This window comes from Microbacterium sp. DMC48, assembly GCF_056313825.1.
On record NZ_JBQUZN010000003.1, the window covers coordinates 788,391 to 807,384 of the forward strand.

The 18,994-nt window shown below is 70.7% G+C and carries 18 protein-coding genes; 9 read left to right on the forward strand and 9 right to left on the reverse strand.

What is annotated here, in order from left to right:
* Window positions 1-108: 108 nt before the first annotated feature.
* Window positions 109-1,305 (reverse strand): hypothetical protein, encoded by a 1,197-nt coding sequence (locus tag ACT53O_RS03650; protein WP_476151368.1) that lies wholly within the window; start codon window positions 1,303-1,305, stop codon window positions 109-111.
* Window positions 1,306-1,525: 220 nt separating this feature from the next.
* Between ACT53O_RS03650 and ACT53O_RS03655 the strand changes: the two genes are divergently transcribed.
* The 6 genes from ACT53O_RS03655 to ACT53O_RS03680 all read left to right on the forward strand — a co-directional run bounded on the left by ACT53O_RS03655 (window position 1,526) and on the right by ACT53O_RS03680 (window position 8,317).
* On the forward strand, window positions 1,526-1,987 hold the full coding sequence (locus ACT53O_RS03655; RefSeq protein WP_036319026.1) for an FAD synthase family protein: 462 nt from the start codon (window positions 1,526-1,528) through the stop codon (window positions 1,985-1,987).
* 140 nt (window positions 1,988-2,127) lie between these two features.
* The gene (locus ACT53O_RS03660) at window positions 2,128-3,267 is read left to right on the forward strand and encodes a polysaccharide deacetylase family protein (protein WP_476151369.1); all 1,140 of its coding nucleotides are present in this window, start codon (window positions 2,128-2,130) and stop codon (window positions 3,265-3,267) included.
* Window positions 3,268-3,385: 118 nt separating this feature from the next.
* Window positions 3,386-4,519 (forward strand): glycosyltransferase, encoded by a 1,134-nt coding sequence (locus ACT53O_RS03665; protein ID WP_294943187.1) that lies wholly within the window; start codon window positions 3,386-3,388, stop codon window positions 4,517-4,519.
* Complete coding sequence (locus tag ACT53O_RS03670) at window positions 4,516-4,776, forward strand: glutaredoxin family protein (protein WP_036319047.1); 261 nt, start codon at window positions 4,516-4,518, stop codon at window positions 4,774-4,776. Before ACT53O_RS03665 ends, ACT53O_RS03670 begins: the two co-directional genes overlap by 4 nt.
* Before the next feature lie 116 nt (window positions 4,777-4,892).
* Complete coding sequence (locus tag ACT53O_RS03675) at window positions 4,893-6,674, forward strand: aldehyde dehydrogenase family protein (protein WP_476151370.1); 1,782 nt, start codon at window positions 4,893-4,895, stop codon at window positions 6,672-6,674.
* A complete protein-coding gene (locus ACT53O_RS03680; protein ID WP_476151371.1) occupies window positions 6,671-8,317 on the forward strand; it encodes a GMC family oxidoreductase in 1,647 nt (548 codons plus the stop codon). The genes ACT53O_RS03675 and ACT53O_RS03680 overlap by 4 nt, the downstream gene beginning before the upstream one ends.
* Before the next feature lie 31 nt (window positions 8,318-8,348).
* Here the strand turns inward: ACT53O_RS03680 and ACT53O_RS03685 are convergent, their stop codons facing one another.
* The 3 genes from ACT53O_RS03685 to ypfJ form a co-directional block, all read right to left on the reverse strand.
* On the reverse strand, window positions 8,349-9,938 hold the full coding sequence (locus ACT53O_RS03685) for a DEAD/DEAH box helicase (protein WP_039412972.1): 1,590 nt from the start codon (window positions 9,936-9,938) through the stop codon (window positions 8,349-8,351).
* Window positions 9,939-10,250: 312 nt separating this feature from the next.
* Complete coding sequence (gene pip / locus ACT53O_RS03690; RefSeq protein ID WP_112932292.1) at window positions 10,251-11,228, reverse strand: prolyl aminopeptidase; 978 nt, start codon at window positions 11,226-11,228, stop codon at window positions 10,251-10,253.
* Window positions 11,225-12,094: a KPN_02809 family neutral zinc metallopeptidase gene (ypfJ, locus tag ACT53O_RS03695; RefSeq protein WP_476151372.1), complete on the reverse strand. Its 870-nt coding sequence runs from the start codon at window positions 12,092-12,094 to the stop codon at window positions 11,225-11,227. The genes pip and ypfJ overlap by 4 nt, the downstream gene beginning before the upstream one ends.
* Window positions 12,095-12,138: 44 nt before the next feature.
* Here ypfJ and ACT53O_RS03700 point away from each other — a divergent pair, with 44 nt between their 5' ends.
* The 3 genes from ACT53O_RS03700 to ACT53O_RS03710 are packed head-to-tail and all read left to right on the forward strand — an operon-like array spanning window position 12,139 to window position 15,463.
* The gene (locus ACT53O_RS03700; RefSeq protein WP_476151373.1) at window positions 12,139-13,143 is read left to right on the forward strand and encodes a malate dehydrogenase; all 1,005 of its coding nucleotides are present in this window, start codon (window positions 12,139-12,141) and stop codon (window positions 13,141-13,143) included.
* A gap of 7 nt (window positions 13,144-13,150) precedes the next feature.
* Window positions 13,151-14,977 (forward strand): cation:proton antiporter, encoded by a 1,827-nt coding sequence (locus ACT53O_RS03705; RefSeq protein ID WP_476151374.1) that lies wholly within the window; start codon window positions 13,151-13,153, stop codon window positions 14,975-14,977.
* A gap of 48 nt (window positions 14,978-15,025) precedes the next feature.
* A complete protein-coding gene (locus tag ACT53O_RS03710; protein WP_039412981.1) occupies window positions 15,026-15,463 on the forward strand; it encodes a recombinase family protein in 438 nt (145 codons plus the stop codon).
* A gap of 3 nt (window positions 15,464-15,466) precedes the next feature.
* Here ACT53O_RS03710 and ACT53O_RS03715 read toward each other — a convergent pair whose 3' ends face one another.
* The 5 genes from ACT53O_RS03715 to ACT53O_RS03735 all read right to left on the reverse strand — a co-directional run bounded on the left by ACT53O_RS03715 (window position 15,467) and on the right by ACT53O_RS03735 (window position 18,895).
* Window positions 15,467-16,093, reverse strand: coding sequence for a hypothetical protein (locus ACT53O_RS03715; RefSeq protein ID WP_476151375.1), 627 nt, complete (start codon window positions 16,091-16,093; stop codon window positions 15,467-15,469).
* Complete coding sequence (locus ACT53O_RS03720; protein ID WP_239498516.1) at window positions 16,090-16,551, reverse strand: hypothetical protein; 462 nt, start codon at window positions 16,549-16,551, stop codon at window positions 16,090-16,092. Before ACT53O_RS03720 ends, ACT53O_RS03715 begins: the two co-directional genes overlap by 4 nt.
* Entirely contained in the window at window positions 16,544-18,169 is a 1,626-nt protein-coding gene (locus ACT53O_RS03725) for a hypothetical protein (protein ID WP_135949619.1), read from the reverse strand. The genes ACT53O_RS03720 and ACT53O_RS03725 overlap by 8 nt, the downstream gene beginning before the upstream one ends.
* Window positions 18,169-18,489, reverse strand: coding sequence for a hypothetical protein (locus ACT53O_RS03730; RefSeq protein WP_135949618.1), 321 nt, complete (start codon window positions 18,487-18,489; stop codon window positions 18,169-18,171). Before ACT53O_RS03730 ends, ACT53O_RS03725 begins: the two co-directional genes overlap by 1 nt.
* Window positions 18,490-18,598: 109 nt before the next feature.
* Window positions 18,599-18,895 (reverse strand): WXG100 family type VII secretion target, encoded by a 297-nt coding sequence (locus tag ACT53O_RS03735; protein ID WP_005054492.1) that lies wholly within the window; start codon window positions 18,893-18,895, stop codon window positions 18,599-18,601.
* Window positions 18,896-18,994: the final 99 nt, after the last annotated feature.

Sequence of the window (18,994 nt, forward strand, 5' to 3'; positions counted from 1 at the left end):
CCCGAGCGCCGGACGTACCCCTGTTTCCCTCGTCCGACGCCTTCGTGCTGGGCTGAACCTACCACCAGTCGACGTTGCCTGCCGACCCTTCTCAGCCGGTTGAGAGGATCAGGGCTCCGCCGGCGTGTGCGCGGCGATCCAGCGCAGCGCGACGCCGCCGAGCGCGGATGCCGCGGCGAGCGCGAACGGAATGAGGGCCGGGCTGCCGCCGACGAGCACGATCACGACCGTCAGCACCAGGCCGAGAAGGGTGTCGCTGAGGCGAACCAAGAACACCACCCGCTGACGCCCGGCGACGGCGCTGAGCGCACCGTAGGGCGTGACCACCGCGACGGAGAGCCCGTACACGAGCCACGCCACGAGCATCGTCGGATCGAAGGCGACACCGAACGCCAACGGCCCCAGCCAGGGCCCGGCGCCGAGCGCCACCGCGCTCATCAGCACCGTCGCGCCGACGAGGACGAGCACGACACGGTCGGCCTCTCGCAGCGAACCGGAGCGGCCCTCGCGCCGGTGGTCGGCGAAGCGGACGAAGAGGAACGACGACAGCCCGCCGACGACGAGCAGGAGCGGTGAGGTGTAGGTGCGCGCCGCTTCGAGCATGCCGACCGCGGCGGCCCCGGCAGCCGCCAGCACGACCACCCGTACCGCCGTCAGCATCGCCGGCCGCAACGTCTGCTGCAGCCCTCGCCACGCCCCATAGCTCCAGACGGTGCGCAGGTCCGCGCGTCGCAAGCCGACGAGGACGCGCTCCGATCGGGGAACCAGACGCCACCCGACGATCGCGCCGACGGTCTGGCCTGCGGCGATGACACCGAGGAAGGCTCCGAGCGACAGCGCCGGCAGGGCCGCTGCCGCGGCCAGCAGGGCGAGGCTGATGACGAAGCCGGTCAGATCGGCGGCGATCACCCGCGAGAAGGCGTACCCGGCCATGAGGAGGCGTCGGACGATCTCCTCGACGACGAAGGCGACCATCGCGAGGGCGAACAGTCCCGCTTCGGCAGGGCTCGCGAAGCCGGTGACCGCGGCCACGACGGCGGCGATCACAGCGCTGGTCGCCGCCGCGATCGCGAGCCAGACCTCGAGTCCGGCGCGAATGCGTCGGTCCGCACGATCGAGCACGACGAGCGCGTCTCCGACGAGTCCCGTGACGATGCCGGACGCCAGCACGATCACGCCGTAGAGGATCGCGAAGCGTCCGTAATCGGCGATGCCGAGCAGCCGCGCAACGAGAATCTGCAGCGCCAGGCTCACCGCAGCCTGAGCCGCTTGCGCGGCGATCGCTCCCAGCGCCTTCCGCTTCACGCGAGCCCCTTCCCCCGCGCCCATCTTGCCTGACGGCGCGCCCGGGCGGCAGCCTCGCCCCGCTTCACCCCGTCGTCGAGGTGCACGGCACTGTCGTCTCGTGCGCACCTGCGGTAGTGTGCAGACGTGGGCCGGGGGGCCCGCATCGAGCCGGGGGGCTCGAACCGGGACGACGCTCGTCGTCGAGCTCGGATCACATCGAGAGCTGGGGGAGCTCGCTATGGCTGTGTCGATCGGCTACGCCGCCGGGGCGTTCGATCTTTTTCACATCGGGCATCTGAACATCCTTCGCCATGCCAAGGAGCAGTGCGACCTGCTGATCGCGGGTGTCGTCAGCGACGAGATGCTGCGCCAGGTCAAGGGCGTGGAACCGTTCGTCCCGACCGTGGAGCGCGCGCAGATCGTGCGCGACATCCGCTACGTCGACCATGTCCACATCGAGACGGTGCCGGACAAGCTCGAGGTGTGGCGCGAGGTCGGCTTCACGCACTTCTTCAAAGGTGACGACTGGCGCGGCACGGAGAAGGGTCTGCGCCTGGAGCGCGAGTTCGCGGCCGTCGGCGTGCAGGTCGTCTACTTTCCCTACACTGCGCACACGTCGAGCTCGCAGCTGCGACGCGCGCTGGACGCGGCCATCGTGGCGAAGGACGAACGTCGCGGCATCCGCTCGGACGTCGGGTAAGCACCCCCGAGCGGGGGGGGAATCTGCGACGAAAGTCTAAGAAAACATCCGCGCACCTGGTGATTTCCGGTTCACGACACCTTGTCCTCCTAGGATGAGCGCGGCGCGGGGGCGCGCCGTCGACCTTGGGGGTTGTTTTCATGGGTTTCGTGCACCGCCACCGCGGCCTCATCCGCGCGCTCACCATCGGCGTGGTCCTGACGGCGGCGGCGAGCTTCGCCGGCTGCGCCACGGAGAACACGGATGCCGCGACGTCGTCACCGCGACCGACCACGCACACGCCTTCCCCGACCCCCACGCCGCTCACCCCGGCTCAAGCGCTCCTGGCGGCGCATGCCGATGTCCCGGGAGCGTGCGCGGTCAGCTTCAGCATCGACGGCACGACGCTCGAGCCGCAGCTGCAAGTGCAGGAGCGCCTCTACGACCACCTGCCGATCCCGCGGGCGGCCGGCCGCGTGTTCGCAGGCTGGTACGCCGACGCGGCGACGGCGGCCGCGGCATCCGCCGATCCCGCTGCACATGCCGGCAGTCCCGCGACGCGGATCAACGGCTCGAGGCCGGTCGCCTGCACCGCCCACCAGCAGACGCTCTACGGCGCGTGGACGACGACGGATGCCGTGGCCGCCGCCAAGGCGCGCGTGCCGATCCTCATGTACCACCAGTTCACCGCGAAGCCCGAGGGCGAGTCCGGCTGGCTGCGCGGCAACTACGCGTACATCGAGGACTACCGCGCCCAGATGCAGTACATCAAGGATCAGTCCTTCTATCTGCCCACCTGGGACGAGCTGAGCGCGTTCATCGACGGCGCGCTCTACCTGCCCGACCACGCGGTGATCATCACCGACGACGACGCCGACCCGAGCTGGCTCACGATGGCCTCGCCGATCAACGAGCAGCTGCAGCTCATGGCGACCTCCTTCGTGATCACGGGATCGGGCGTCCCCACGCAGAACCGCTTCATCCTGCAGCGGTCCCACACCCACGACATGCATCATGCGGGAGCCAACGGCAAGGGCCAGATGGTGAACCTGACCGCTCCCGAGATCGCCGCGGACATGACCGCCTCGGCGGCCGCGCTGGGCGGCGTCAAGGAAGTGATGGCGTACCCGTACGGGCACAACAACGAGACCTCGCACGAGGGCCTGCGCCAGGCGGGCTTCGAGATGGCCCGCACGATCGAGCAGGGCTACGTCTCGGTGGGCAGCGACAAGCTCACCCTCCCCTGCGTGCGCATCAACTACGGCATGGGTGTCGCCGCTCTCAAGAAGCAGATCGGCTGACGCCGGCGCGAGAGCCGCAGAGACCAGAAAGAACTGACAGAGCACGCACAGGAGTTGCCCAACTCCGCCTCGGTAGGCTGAGACGGTTCTGTCCCTGACCGATCGCGAGCGCATCCCCATGGATCTTTCCGTCATCGTTCCCACCTTCAACGAAGGCGGGAACGTCGCAGAGCTGGTCCGCCGCATCGGTGCGGCTCTCCACGACGTCGACTTCGAGGTCGTCTTCGTCGACGACTCCACCGACGACACGCCCGCGACCATCCAGGCCGTCGCCGCAGCGACGGAGTTCCCGGTGCGACTGATCCATCGCGATGAGCCCGAGGGCGGATTGAGCGGTGCGGTCCTCGAGGGCTTCCGCAACGCCCAGGCCCGCTGGTGCCTGGTCATGGACGGCGACCTGCAGCATCCGCCTGAGGACATCCCGCGCATGCTCGACCGCGCCGCCCTCGGCGACGTCGACATCGTCGTCGCCTCGCGCTACGTCGCGGGCGGCACGGCCGGCGGCCTCGCCGGAGCGACGCGCACCGCGGTCTCGCGCACCTCGACGCTGCTCACGAAGGCGATGTTCCCGCGGAAGCTCCACGGCTGCACCGACCCGATGACCGGCTTCTTCCTGGTCGACCGCGACACCGTCGACCTCGACGACCTGCGGCCCCGCGGCTTCAAGATCCTGCTCGAGATCCTCGCGCGCCGCCAGATGCGCATCGGTGAGATCCCGTTCGCGTTCGCGACGCGCTTCGCCGGCGAATCCAAGGCCACCTTCAGTCAGGGCATGCGCTTCCTCACGCAGCTGGCCATGCTCCGCTTCGGCCGCATGTCGGCGTTCGCGCTCGTCGGCGGCGTCGGTGCGATCGCGAACCTCATCATCATGTGGGGTCTCGTCCACCTGGGGATGAACTACGTCTCCGCGGCGATCATCGCCAGCGAGGTGACGATCATCGGCAACTTCCTGCTGCTGGAGTACCTCGTCTTCGCCGACATGCGCTCCGAGTCCGGAGCGATGTGGATGCGATTCCTCAAGTCGTTCGCGTTCAACAACGTCGAAGCGGTCGTGCGCATCCCGGTCATCCCCCTGCTCGTGCAGGGCGCCCACATCCCGAGCGTGCTGGCCGCGGCCATCACCCTTGCGGCGGCGTTCGTCGTGCGCTTCGTCTATCACGCGCTCTGGGTCTACGCGCCCAAGCGCAAGGCGACCGCGCGTATCGTCACCCCGGCCGTGGCCCGCGCCGGCGAGCGTACCCTGGAATCATGACCTCCGAGAAGACTCCGATCACGATGTTCGGCGCCGACTGGTGCCGCGACTGCATCCGCACGAAGAAGCAGCTCGACGAGCTGGGTGTCGAATACACGTACGTCGACCTGGTGGCCGACCCCGCCGCCGCGGACGTGGCCCGCGAGATCTCCGGCCGCACGAACATCCCCGTCGTCGTGTACCCGGACGCGTCTCACCACGTCGAGCCGTCGAACGCCGACGTCGAGTCGAAGCTGCGCGAGCTCTCCCTGATCTGACGCTCGACGGCGACAGGGCGCGGTATCGCGTCGCACGTTTCCGGGAACCGCGTCTCATCCGGTCGTAAGCTGGAGGCCCGCGCGTGAGCGCGACCACCGCTTCGAAGGAGAACGCCGTGACCGCAGAAGCTCCGAGCACAGCGAAACGATCCCCCGCCGCGCCCGCCCTGGCCGAGGACGTGCGCGACCAGCTGGATGCCGCGATCACGGCCCTTCGCGCCGGGCAGCGCGCCTGGAGCGCTCTCACTCTCGCGCAACGTCGCACGCTGCTGCAGCGCGTCCGCGTCGCGACGTCCGCGGTCGCGGCCGAATGGGCCGACGCGGCATCCGTGTCGAAGGGCCTGCCGCCCGGGCACCCGCTTCGCGGTGAGGAATGGCTGTCCGGCCCGTACGCGGCGATCGTCGCGCTCGACGCGTACGCCGACACCCTCCGCGCCCTCTCCATCGGACGCTCGCCGGTGGACGGTCTCCGCCTCGGCGCGGCGCCCGGCGACCGCACCGTGGTGCACACCTCGCCGCTGTCGGCCACCGACGCCCTGCTGCTGTCGGGCTATGCCACCGAGGTCTGGCTGCAGCCGGGAGTGGATGCCGCGACGGCGCGACGAGCGGCGGGGCTCGCACAGCTGGATCCGGCGAGCGCGGGCGGCGTCGGGCTCGTGCTGGGCGCCGGCAACATCACCTCCATCCCCTACCTCGACGTGCTGTACGAGCTGCTGGCGTCGAACCGGGTCGCTCTGCTCAAGGTCAATCCGACGCAGGACGCGCTGGTGTCCGTCTTCGAGCGCGCGCTGGCACCGCTCATCGAGCCCGGGTTCCTGCGGATCGTCCGCGGCGGCGGCGATGTGGGCGCCTACCTCACCCAGCATCCGGAGATCGACCACGTCCACATCACCGGATCGGAGGCGACGTTCCGCTCCATCGTGTGGGGCCCCTCGCACTCCCCCGCCGCGGCGGGTGCCGCCACACGCCGCCGCCGCGAAGGCAGGCCGCTGCTGAAGAAGCCGATCACGGCGGAACTGGGCGGAGTCTCGCCGATCATCGTCGTGCCGGGCCGGTGGTCGGACGCCGACCTGCGCTTCCAGGCCGAGCACGTCGTCACCATGCGCCTGCACAACAGCGGCCACAACTGCATCGCCGGCCAGGTCGTGCTGCTCTCGGACGACTGGCCGCAGCGCGACGCGTTCCTCGACGCGTTGCGCACGGCGTACGACCGCGCGCCGTCCCGCCCCGTCTGGTATCCGCAGAGTCAGGGCAAGCTCGACGCTGCCCGCACGTCGTACCCGGATGCCGCGTGGTGCGGCGGCGGCACACGCGCCCTCATCGAGACGACCCCGTCCGACGCGCAGGCCCTCGAGACGACGGAGTACTTCTCGCCGGTTCTCGGGGTGGTGGCCCTGCGCGGGACGGGCCAGGAGTTCCTCGACAACGCCGTCGCCCATGCCAACGAACGACTCGTGGGCACTCTCGGTGCCAACGTGCTGATCGATCCCGAGACGCAGCGGGCTCTGGGCGACGGGTTCGAGAGGACTCTCGCCGACCTCCGCTACGGAACGGTCGCGGTCAATGCGTGGACGGCCTTCGGCTTCCTCACCCCGACCGCCACCTGGGGCGCCTTCCCCGGCGGCACCCTCGACGACGCCCCGAGCGGCATGGGCGTCGTGCACAACGCCCTGCTGCTCGACCACGTCGAACGCACGGTCGTGCGGGGGCCGTTCCGGCCTTTCCCGCGCTCGGCGTCGTCGGCCGTCCGAGGCTACGGGCTTTCGGTGCTGCCGAAGCCCCCGTGGTTCGTCACCTCGCGAACCGGAGCGGCGGTGTGCGAGGGCTTCACCCGCTTCCGCATCGACGGCAACCCGGCGAAGATGGCGCTCACCCTCGTCAAGGCTTTCGGCGCATGAGCCCGCGGCCGGCGGCGACGGGCGGCACCCTCGAAGCCGACTATGTGATCGTCGGGGCCGGTTCGGCCGGCGCTGCGCTGGCTGCCCGGCTCACTGAAGATCCCGCCGTCAGCGTGCTGCTGCTCGAAGCCGGCCCCACGGATGCGGCCCTCGAACTGCACGTTCCGGCGGCGTTCTCGACGCTGTTCCGCGGTCGCTACGACTGGAACTACGACACGGTCCCCCAGCGCGAGCTGGAAGGGCGCACCATCTACTGGCCGCGCGGCAAGACCCTGGGCGGGTCGTCATCGCTGAACGCCATGATGTGGATCCGCGGGTTCGCGGCCGACTACGACGCCTGGGCCGAGGCCGCGGGCGAGACGTGGTCGTGGGATGCGCTCGCACCCTCCTTCGTGCGCGCGGAGGCCACTCAGGATGCCGCCGATGCCACGCAGGGCACCCGAGGCCCGCAGTCCGTCGAACACCAGCGCGACCCCCGTCCGCACACGGCCGCCTTCCTCCAGGCGGCGCGCGAGCTGCGGCATCCCGTGACGCCGGCGAACCTCCCGACGAGGCAGGGCTTCTCGCAGACGATGGTCACGCAGCATCGCGGCGCACGGGCCTCGACCGCCGACGCCTACCTGCGTCCGGCGCGTCGACGCCGGAACCTCCGCGTGCTCACCGACGCGCTGGTGCGGCGGGTCACCTTCGCCGAGCGCGATGCCGGTGCGGCGCCGCGGGCCACGGGCGTCTACGTCGATCTCGGCGGCATCACCCGCCACGCCCGCGCTCGGCGCGAGGTCATCCTCTGCGGGGGCGCGATCAACACCCCGCAGCTGTTGATGCTGAGCGGCATCGGGCCCGAGGATCACCTCGCCTCCCACGGCATCCCCGTGCGCGTGGACGCACCGCAGGTCGGCCAGAATCTCCAGGATCATCTCGTCGCCGGTCTCGCGCCCGCGGCGCGCGGCGGAACGCTCTACGGAGCGCGGCGGCCCGCTCAGCTCGCGCGCTATGTGAGCGCGCGGCGCGGCATGCTGAGCTCCAACGTCGCCGAAGCCTACGGCTTCGTCCGCACCGCCGTGGCCGATCGCACGGGCGCGCCCGCCGACCTACCCGACATCGAGATCATCTTCGCGACGGCACCGTACGTCGGTGAAGGCCTGGTGCCGCCGCCCGCGGAGGGCATCACGGTGGGCGCGATCCTGCTGCAGCCGCGCAGTCGCGGTAGCATCCGCCTCGCCTCCGGCGATCCGACGGATGCCGCGATCATCGACCCCGCGTATCTGACCGACCCGGAGGGCATCGACGCCGAGACCCTGCGCGCCGGCCTCGCGGAGTGCGAGCGCCTGATCGCGGCTCCGGCTCTGCGTGCCGTGACGACCGGAGGCTGGGTGCAGCCGATCGGGGGCGAGCGCATGAGCGCGGCGGAGCGGATCGAGCTGTCACTGCGGCGCTACTCGCACACGCTCTACCATCCGGTCGGGACGGCGCGGATGGGGCTCGACGCGGCATCCGTCGTGGACGCCGAGCTGCGAGTGCGCGGTGTCGACGGCCTGCGGGTCGCGGATGCGTCGGTCATGCCGACGGTCATCCGCGGGCACACCAACGCCCCCGCCATCGTCATCGGCGAGCGCGCCGCCGATCTGATCCGCGGCATCTGAGCGCACGGATCGGATCAGCGGGCGATCGAGATCAGCGCCCGGCGCGTCGCGGTCCGCCGTTCTGGCGGACGACGGAGCCGACCATGAGCTTTCCGCCGCCGGTGCCACCGCCGTGCGAGGCACGACGGCCGGTGGTGCGGGCGTTTCCGGATGCCGCGGGCTGCGCCGACCGCTCGGCAGGGCGGTGGTCACGAGCAGGACGCTGCTCGCGCCCGGCGGCGGAGCGCTCGGCGGCCGGACGACCGGAACGGTCGGTGCGGGGCTGACCCGCCTGCGCTCCCTGACCGGCACCGCGGCCACCACGGCCGCCCTGACCACGGGCGCCGCCCTGGCCCTGGGCGCCTTCGCGCGCCGCGCGCTTGCGCTGCGCGTTCGCTCCCTGGCTGCGACCGCCGCCGCCCTGTCCACGACCGGGCTGCTCAGACTTCGGTGCGGGTGCGACGTAGGGGGCGACCTCGCCGACCAGCGCGGTCACCTGCGGCGATGCCGCGGTCACGGGCACGGGCGTCGCGGAGATCGCGGCCTTGCGCAGCAGATCCTTGACGTCCTTCTCCTGACCGGGAAGCACGAGGGTGACGACCGACCCTTCGGCGCCGGCACGGGCGGTACGGCCCGAACGGTGCAGGTAGGCCTTGTGCTCCATCGGCGGGTCGACGTGGATGACGAGTTCGACATCGTCCACGTGCACGCCGCGCGCCGCCACGTCGGTCGCGACGAGCACCTTGGCAGCGCCGGAGCTGAAGGCGGCGAGGTTGCGGTCGCGCGCCGGCTGCGACAGGTTGCCGTGCAGGTCGACCGCCGGAATGCCCTGCGCGGTCAGCTGCTGGGCGAGCTTCTTGGCGTGATGCTTCGTGCGCATGAAGAGGATGCGACGACCCATCCCCGACGCGAGGGTGCGCACGAGCTCCTTCTTCTCGTCGACGCCGCCGACGTGGAACACGTGGTGGGTCATCGCGGCGACCGGCGAGTGGGCCTCGTCGACGGAGTGGAGCACCTCGTTCTGCAGGAAGCGCGTGACCAGCTTGTCGACGCCGTTGTCCAGCGTCGCGCTGAACAGCAGTCGCTGACCGTCTCGCGGGGTCTTGTCGAGAATGCGGGTCACCGACGGCAGGAACCCGAGGTCGGCCATGTGGTCGGCCTCGTCGATGACGGTGATCTCCACGGCATCCAGCTTGACGAAGCCCTGCGAGATGAGGTCTTCGAGACGGCCGGGGCACGCGACGATGATGTCGACGCCGGCCTTGAGCGCGGCGACCTGGCGGTTCTGGTTGACGCCACCGAAGATGGTCGTCGTCGTCATGCCGTACGCGGCGGCCAGCGGCTCGAGGGTCGCGTTGATCTGCGTCGCGAGCTCACGGGTCGGCGCGAGCACCAGACCGAGCACGCGGCCGGAGCGGCGGGTGCCGCCGGCGAGGGGACCGCCGAGGCGCGCGGCGAGCGGGATGGAGAAGGCGAGCGTCTTGCCCGAACCGGTCTTGCCGCGGCCGAGCACGTCACGACCGGCGAGTGTGTCGGGCAGGGTGTCGACCTGGATGGGGAACGCGGTGGTCTTGCCGTCCTTCGCGAGGACGTCGAGGAGGGGGGCGGGCACGCCGAGCGCGCCGAAGGTGATGTCAGACATGGTGGTGTTTCTGGGCACGGGGGCCCGGATCGGTGGCCTCTGCGCGGATGCGCACAGGGTCGCCGTACGAAGAATGTCAGCCGATCATCCGGTCAGAACCGGGCGGCGAGGGAAGCGTTCTACGACGCGAGAGGCACCCGAGTGGTGCCGCAAGTGGTTCCAGCCTACCAGCGCCGCCGGTTCTCCGGCGGCGGAGGCCACGGCATCCACCCCGCCGGTGTCCCACTTTCTGTCGCCCGCACCCCGCTCGGGCGACAGAAAGTGGGACACCCTGCGCCGACAGTGGGACGCGGCGTGCGGGGGGTGGGGGTGTCAGGTGGCGAAACGGTCGGTGGCTGCGCGGAGGGCGCGGGCGATGCCGGGCTCGGATGCCGCGTGTCCCGCGTCGTCGACGACGACGAACTCGGCTTCCGGCCAGGCCCGGTGCAGGTCCCACGCCGTCATGATCGGCGTGCAGATGTCGTAGCGGCCCTGCACGATGACCGCAGGGATGCCGCGGATCGCGCCGACGTCGTCGATGAGCTGCCCTTCGCGCAGCCATCCGCCGTGCATGAAGTAGTGGTTCTCGATGCGGGCGAACGCGACCGCGGTGGCCGCATCGGTCATCGACGCGACGAGGTCGGGGTCGGGGTGCAGCGTGAGCGTCGACATCTCCCACGTGGTCCACGCGATCGCGGCCGGCTCGTGGACGGCGGGATCCGGGTCGGTGAGACGGCGATGGTACGCCTCGATCAGACGCGAGCGCTCCAGCACGGGGATCGGCGCCAGGTAGCTCTCCCACCGGTCGGGGAAGATCGCCGCGGCGCCGCCTTCGTAGAACCATTCCAACTCATGGCGTCGCAGGGTGAAGACGCCGCGCAGGACGATCTCGCTCACGGCATCCGGGTGGCACTGGGCATACGCCAGCGCGAGCGCCGACCCCCACGATCCGCCGAAGACCTGCCACTTCTCGATGCCGAGGTTGCGCCGCAGCAGCTCGATATCGGCGACCAGGTGCCAGGTGGTGTTGAAGCGCGGGTCGGCGTCGGGCGCGCTCATGTGGGGCGTGGACTTTCCGCAGCCGCGCTGGTCGAACAGCACGATCCGGTACTTCGCGGGGTCGAAGAACCGCCGGTGCCACGGGGAGGTGCCCGAACCGGGGCCCCCGTGCAGGAACACGACCGGTTTGCCATCGGGGTTGCCGGACTGCTCCCAGTAGACGCGCTGCCCGTCGCCGGCCAGCAGGTACCCGGTCTCGTACGGCTCGATGTCGGGGTAGAGGATGTCGTCCAGGTGGGCGGGGCCGTTCACAGTTCTCCTCCCGACACCGAGAAGGTGTCACAGGCGCCGAGCCCGTTCTGATAGCCCGCCGTGAACCAGCGCTGCCGCTGGGCGCTCGAGCCGTGGGTCCAGGTCTCCGGGTTGACGCGGCCCGACTGGGCCTGGATGTTGTCGTCGCCGACGGTGGCCGCGGCATCCAGCGCATCGCGCAGCTCGGCGTCGGTGGGCCGCTGGAGGTAGGCGACGCCGTTGGCGTCCTTCGTGTTGGGCAGTTCGGCGATCCACGCGCCGGCGTAGCAGTCGGCCTGCAGCTCGGTGCGCACCCCGTTGCTGTCGGGGCCGGTCCCGTCATTCGGGTAGCGGTCCATGATGCCGGTCAGCTGCTGGATGTGGTGACCGTACTCGTGGGCGAGCACGTACAGCTGAGCGAGGCTGCCGGCCTGCGCGCCGAACTGGCTGCGCAGCACGCCGAAGAACGTCGGGTCGACGTAGATGGTCTCCTCCGGCGGGCAGTAGAACGGACCGGTCGCGTTGGAGGCGGTACCGCAGCGGGTCGAGGCGGCACCGTCGACGATGATCAGCTGCGGCGCACGATAGCCCTGCACGTGCGTGGACCAGTACCCGTCGAGCGCCTTCTGGCCGAACACGAGGCGGCAGTCGTCGTTCGCGTTGGCGTCCGCTCCGGTGTCGCAGCCCTGGATCGCCGAGTCCTGGGCGCTGCCGCCGGCGCCGCCCAGCAGGCTCGTGACGTCGCCGCCGGTGAAGAGGATGAGCAGCAGCACGGCGATGCCGCCGAGCCCGGCGAGCCCTCCGCCGGCGACGGCTGCGGCGCCTCCCCCGCGGCCTCGTCGCCGTGCGGTCGTGCCTCCCAGCTCTGCATTGCTGTTGAAGGTCATGCCCCACCGTATCGTCCCGCGACGCGTCGCCGTAGGCTCGAGGCATGGATGCGACGACAGTCACCGTGACCGGAGCCGGCGGACAGATCGGCTACGCGCTGCTGTTCCGCATCGCCGCCGGCGACATGCTGGGGCCCGATCGCCCGGTGCGCCTGCGCCTGCTGGAGATCCCGCAGGGCCTGAAGAGCGCGGAGGGCGCGGCGCTCGAACTGCAGGACTGCGCCTTCCCGCTGCTCGCGGACGTCGAGATCACCGACGACCCGCGCGCCGCCTTCGACGGCGCGAACCTCGCAATGCTCGTCGGGGCGCGCCCGCGCGGCGCCGGCATGGAGCGTGCCGACCTGCTCGCGGCCAACGCGGGCATCTTCGGACCGCAGGGCGCGGCGCTCAACGAGGTCGCCGCCGCCGACATCCGCGTCGTCGTGGTCGGAAACCCGGCCAACACGAATGCGCTGATCGCCGCGGCGTCCGCGCCCGACATCCCCGGAGAGCGCTTCGCGGCGCTGACCCGGCTGGATCACGATCGGGCCCTCGCCCAGCTCGCCGCCGCGCTGGAGGTGCCCGTGGCGTCGCTGCAGGGCGTCGCGATCTGGGGCAACCATTCCGCGACACAGTTCCCGGACGTGGCGCACGCGAGCGTGAACGGTCGCCCGGTGCTCGATGCGCTGGCCGACAAGCTCGGCGGGGCGGATGCCGCGGCATCCTGGCTCGACGACGTCTTCGTGCCCCGCGTCGCGAAACGCGGCGCGGAGATCATCTCGGTGCGCGGCTCGTCCTCGGCGGCCTCCGCCGCCAACGCCGCGATCTCGCACGTGCACGACCTGGTCCACGGCACGGCGAACGGCTGGACCTCGGCGGCGGTGCTGTCGCACGGCGAATACGGCGTGCCGGAAGGACTGTATTCCTCGGCGCCGGTCACCAGCGACGGCACCGCTTACCGCGTGGTGGACGGGCTCGATCTCGATCCCCGTGGACGCGCGCGCCTGGACGCCTCCGTCGCCGAGCTGGTCGCCGAGCGCGACGCGGTGCAGGCCCTCGGCGTGATCTGAGTCGGCGGTGACCGATCTCACGTGGCTGATCGCCGGCATCGCGGTGATCGGCGTCTCGACGGTCCTCGCCCGACGACTGGGCGTCGCCGGCCCGCTCATCCTCGTCGCGATCGGGCTCGTCGCCTCGCTCCTGATGCCGAAGTTCTCGGTGCCCCCGGAGCTGATCCTCGTCGGCATCCTCCCGCCCTTGCTGTACGCGTCGGCGGTGCGCCTGCCGGCGATCGAGTTCCGCCGCGACGCCGTGCCGATCGCGGGCCTGGCCGTCGTGCTCGTCGTCATCAGCGCGCTCGCTCTGGGGACGCTCTTCTACGTCGCCATTCCGGGACTCGACTTCGCCCTCGCCGTGGCCCTCGGGGCGATCGTCAGCCCGACGGATGCCGTGGCCACCTCGATCGCGAAGAAGCTGGGCATCTCCCCGCGCGTCATCACGATGCTGGAGGGCGAGAGTCTGCTCAACGACGCGACGGCGCTCGTGCTGCTGCGCAGCGCCGTCGCGGCATCCGCGGCGGGGTTCTCGCTGGGCAGCACGATCGGCGCCTTCGCCTGGGGCGTGCTCGTCGCCGTCGTGATCGGCGTCGCGGTGGGCCTGCTGACCCTGCGGGTGCGGCGGTGGATCGGCGAGCCGGTAGCGAACACCGCCGTCGGCTTCATCGTGCCCTTCGTCGCCTACCTTCCGACCGAGCACCTCGGCGGGTCCGGGCTCGTCGCCGCGGTCGCGGCGGGCATCACCGCCGGCCAGGGTGCGGCCCGCTGGTCGACTCCCGAGCAGCGCGTGTCGGACGAGCTGAACTGGCACACGCTCGAGCTGCTGCTGGAGGGCGCGGTCTTCCTCATCATGGGGTTGGAGCTGCGCGACATCGTCAGCGCCAACATCGAGAAGCACAGCGGCGCGGGCGTCGGCATCGGTCTCGCCCTCGCCGCCCTGGCGATCGTGCTCGCGGTGCGGGCGCTCTACGTGTCGGGTCTGGTGACACTCATCGGTCGTCGCGCCCGCCGGATGCAGCGTGACCGATTGCAGGCCTTCAGCGATCGGCTGGACGCCTTCGACGTCGAGAAGGGCGACCTGCGCGATCTGCGTCCGCAGCCCGGCGAGAACCCGAATCCCGCTCCGCGGCGCGGCGGACTGGTCCGGCGCACGACCGGGCGCGCGGCGCGGCGCGTCGCGCGGCGGTGGGCGCGGCGCACGCCGGATGCCGCCTCCGCCCAGCGTCGGGTCGAGGGCGTGCGCGCCCGCGTCGGGCGCGTCCTCAACGACATGGACTACTACCAGGCCTCCCCGCTCGGCTGGAAGGAGGGCGTCGTCATCGTTTGGGCCGGGATGCGGGGTGTCGTCACCCTCGCCGCGGCGCAGACGCTCGATCCGGACACCACGCCCGCCCGCGAACTGCTGATCCTCATCGCGTTCGTCGTCGCGCTGGTGAGCCTGATGGTGCAGGGGCTGAGCCTGCCGTGGGTGATCCGCGTGCTGCGTATTCCGTCGGCCACCGGCGACGGCAGCAGCAGCGAAGAGGCCGACCGCCTCGCCGACGAACTGCGTGAGGCGGCGCTGGCCCACCTGCGCACGCCCGGGCTCGCCGATTCCTCGGGCCAGCCGTTTCCGCCCGAGGTGCTCTCCAAGCTCGCCGAGCGCATGAGCAGCCCGCCGATCGAGGCGCCCGAGATCAGCACCGCGAGTGTCATCGACCTGCGGATCTCTCTGATCGAGGCCATGCGCGAGCGTCTCGTCGACGTATCCAGCGAGGGGTCGTACTCCTCGGCGACGCTCCGACACGCTCTCGCGCAGCTGGACGCCGACCAGCTCAGCATCCAGCTGCGACGCGACCCCGACGACTGAACCGGATCGCGTCGCGGATCGGCTCGCGTGTCGGCGCGGTAGGACACAATGGATGCCGTGAGCACCGATCAGCCGGACGACCAGCGCGCCCCCGCCGACTACGCCGAGTCGGTCGCCCTGCCCGCCGTGACGTCGGCCGTGCCGGTCGTGGTGTCCGGCACGGACTGGTGGGCGGCCCGTCCCGCCGGCTCACGCCTCGTGGGACTCGTCGTCGCGCGCGACGATCTGCCGTCGGTGATCGCACAGCGCGATGCGCTGGCCGACTTCGGGGTGCCGATCGAAGGCTTCCGCCACCCCGCCCCCGAGACGGGCGAGAGCTGGTCGGAGCGACTGACCCGCCTGTTCGGCCGGCTGGTGTCGGGCGACGTCGTGGTCGTGGCCGACAAGCATGCACTGGGGCGCACGGTCGACGAAGAGACGCACGCCATCGCCGAGCTGCGCCGCCGCGGCATCATCGTGAAGGTGCTGGGCCACGCCCGCGGCTGAGCGTCAGGCCGCGTCGACCGCACTCCACGACGAGCCGGCGACGATCGCGTCGAAGAGGCCCAGCATGGCGTGCGGGATGTCACCCAGCGGCGTCGACATCTGCACGAGGGCGACCTGTCTGTGGCCGGGCACGGTGTACCAGTATCGGGCGACGAGGCGCTTCTGCTCGGCGGAGGCGCCGTCTTCCTCGATGAGCTGGGTGCTCACGGCGTGCAGACGCAGCACGGCCGAGCCTGCGGCATCCACTCGAGTCGCCGTCTGCAGATCGGGCTCGCCGGTGTGCGGAAGGCTCAGCTCGAACGCGCGCATCACGGCCTCGGCCGCGGTGCCCACCGACGGCGTGATCGTGATCGGCGTGTGCACGGTGATCGTGACGGGCGTGGGGATGCCCGGCGCGATCTCGCGGCACATCAGCAACAGATGGGCCGAGGCCTCCCGCGCGGCAGCGGCCGCCTCGTCGAAACCTCGCTGCACGCGGCGGCGGGTGAGCACCGCGTCGTCGGCGGCTCCCACCAGCTCGCGCGCGATCACCGCACTGTGCTCGCGTGCCGCCTGTTCGTCGCGCGGGTCGACCGCGATCCACTCGCCGGGCAGCCGGAAGCGCAGCTGCGGCGTCGTGTCGACGCTCACCGCTGTGCGATGCGGCTGACGTCCGCGGCGCTGAGGTCGAGGATATTCTCGACGCCTTTGCCCGCCCCGAGGATCTCGGAGACGCTGCCCATGACGTAGGCACTGTCGGTGATGGTCGCCGTCAGGGGATCGGAGAAGTCGCCCGGCGAACCCTGCACGGCGAGGAGCGTGAGGGGCTGACCGCCCAGGTCGCGATCATCGACGGCGAACGCGGCGACGGCGCGCACGTCGTCGGCGACCGCGGCGGCCGAGGCGTCGCGAACGAACAGTCGGATGACGATCTTGTTGACCCAGGGGGCACCGGGATGCTGCACCTCGACCATCGCGCCGTTGATGCCCGACGCCTGCGTCAGCCGCTCGGAAACCGCGTTCTCATTCATCCCGCTACATCCCGTCAGTGTCAAGATCATGGCCAGGGCGATGGTCGCACCGACTCCGGCGCGGCGCAGCTCAGCCACGGCTGTAGACCATCTCATACACCTCTTCGTGCGTGTTCTTCAGATCGTCGGCGAAGAAGATCTCGTCGCCCGGCCGCACCTCGGGAACCAGGTCGTCGGCCAGCTCACCGTACATGTTCGCATCGTGGATGCGGATGTCGACGGGGTGGTAGGTCTGCCAGTTCGGCCCCGGTACGTCGTTGGGTCCGTAGCCGACGAACTCCAGCGTATGCACGGGGTCCCAACGGTTGTTGACCTGCGTCACCCGCACCGACGGGTCGATCTCACCGGCGTGCTTGTCGATGGCAGAGCCGGCCGTCACGACCGACTGCACGCGGCCGGACAGGCGCGGATCGGTGGCCAGGTCGCCCGCCATCATGCCGCCCAGGCTCCACCCGGTGAGCATGATCGGCGCATCGCTGTCGAGCGCACCCGACGACTCGAGTGCGTCCCACACGGCCTTCTTGTACTGCGTCTCCAGGCCGGGGAACAGGGCGAGCATGGCGTCTGCGGAGAGGTCGTTGAGAGCCCCGTCGCCGTTCATCGGCGACCAGTTCTGGGTACTCGGCAGCTGCACGCGGTAGCCGATGACGTTGCCCGCGGCATCCGTGATGGCGACGACACGGATGACCGTGCGCTGCTCACCACCGGCGACATCCTGACGGCCGACCTCCTCGAAGAGGTCGCCGTAGTCCTGGGACGTGTACTGGTCGGTCGTGGTGGCGTCGTCCGCATCGGAGGGGTACTTCTTCTTCGGCTTTAGCTCCTCGCCGGGCGCGGGGCTGCGGCGAATCGGCGTGCCGAGGCCATCGCGGATGAGGAAGGTGAGCAGCATGGCGCCGACGAGGAGGGCGGCGAGGATGCCGAGGGCCACCCACCCGATGATGGCGGCGATCGCCGAGAGCACCGCGATCACGATGATGATGACGACGATGATGACGACGATGGCGACGAGGATCGCGAGCAACTCCCCGAGGACTTCGAGGATGCCCTTGAGGACGTTCGCCGCCCACTCGCCGATCCATCCGGCGGCACCGTCCCAGAACTGGTTCCAGTTGTCGAACGCCGAATCGCTGTCGCCCTCGATGGCGGTCTCGATGTGGCTGATGGCGACGTCGGCGATGGCGCGCAGGCGCTCGCGCGCCCGGTACAGCTGCTGGCGGGCGTCCTGTACCTGCGAGGCCGCGTTCGACTGCGCCTGCCGCATCCGGCGCAGGTCGGCTTCGATCTCGTCGATCTGGGGTTGCGGGGCCTCGACCGCCTCGGCACGCAGCAGGTCGCCTTCGCGGCGGGAGATGTCGTTCGGGATCGTCGCGGACTTCTGCTCGTAGTACTCCGCGGTGGCGATCGCGGCTGTCGCATCCTGCTGGATGGGGCGCAGGTCGGCCGCGTACGTCTGCAACGCCTGACCCGTGTTGCGATAGCGGGTTCGCGCCCGGCTGAGGGAGCGGGCGACCTCGGATGCCGTCTCGGCGAGGGCCTCGGTGGATCGCGAGGCCTGCCCCTCGATGAGTCCGCGCAGGGACGCGGTGGCCTTCTCGATCGCGGCGGCGGCCGTCACGAGGTCGGCGGCGCGCGGGTCGAGCTGATCGGGCTTGCCGAGGAGGATGTCTTCGAATTCGACGGAGATGGCGCTCATCAGCCCTCCCCCTCTCCGTCGTTCTGGGTCTCGGGCGCGGCCTCCTGGGCCTGACGTGCCAGTTCGGCATCGACCTCGGTCATGCTGTCGACGATCGCATCGATGCCGTCGCGCAGGAACTGGAGCTTCTCGGTGAGCTTTCCCCGGTTGTAGTCCCAGTTGTCCGCGAAGTCACGGACCTTTCCGGCCAACCGGTCCTCACCGGTGAGTCCGGCGAGGTCGCCGCCGACGGTGCCGGCCGACTCGAAGGTCGACAGCGCGTCGTCGACGCGGGTGCGCGCCGTGCGCAACGCATCGAAGTCGAGCTGAAGGTCAGTCATCTTCTTCTCCCGAGGTTCGCGAGGCCCGCCACCCGCGGTGTCCGGGTGACGGAAGCGGGTGGAAGGCCTCGTGAACCTGCGGGGCGCGCGAGCGCCCCGCAGGTCGACATCACTGACCGAGCTGGCTGGCGAGCTGCTCGTCGGTGGACTGCAGGGCCTGGGCGGCCTTCTCGAGGAAGGAGGCCATGCCCTCGATGCCCTGGACCGTCTTGGTCGCACCGGTGGTGAACTCGGTGTACGAGGCGTCGAAAGCGCCCGAGGCGCGGCTCGTGGTGAAGCCGTCCTGGACGAGCTGGGCGACCAGCTGACGCAGGCGCTGCAGGTTCGCCTCGAGCTCGTTCTGTCCGTCACGCAGGCGCGAGGCGGCCGAGTTCATCTGGTCGTAGGTGACATTCAGATTGGCCATGAGGGCCCCTTTCATCTGGCCCGGCCGGTGTGCCGGGAGGTCTTGTTGTTTCGAAGATAGGCGGCGTCGCGGCCCGTGACCATGGGGAGAACTCCCCAT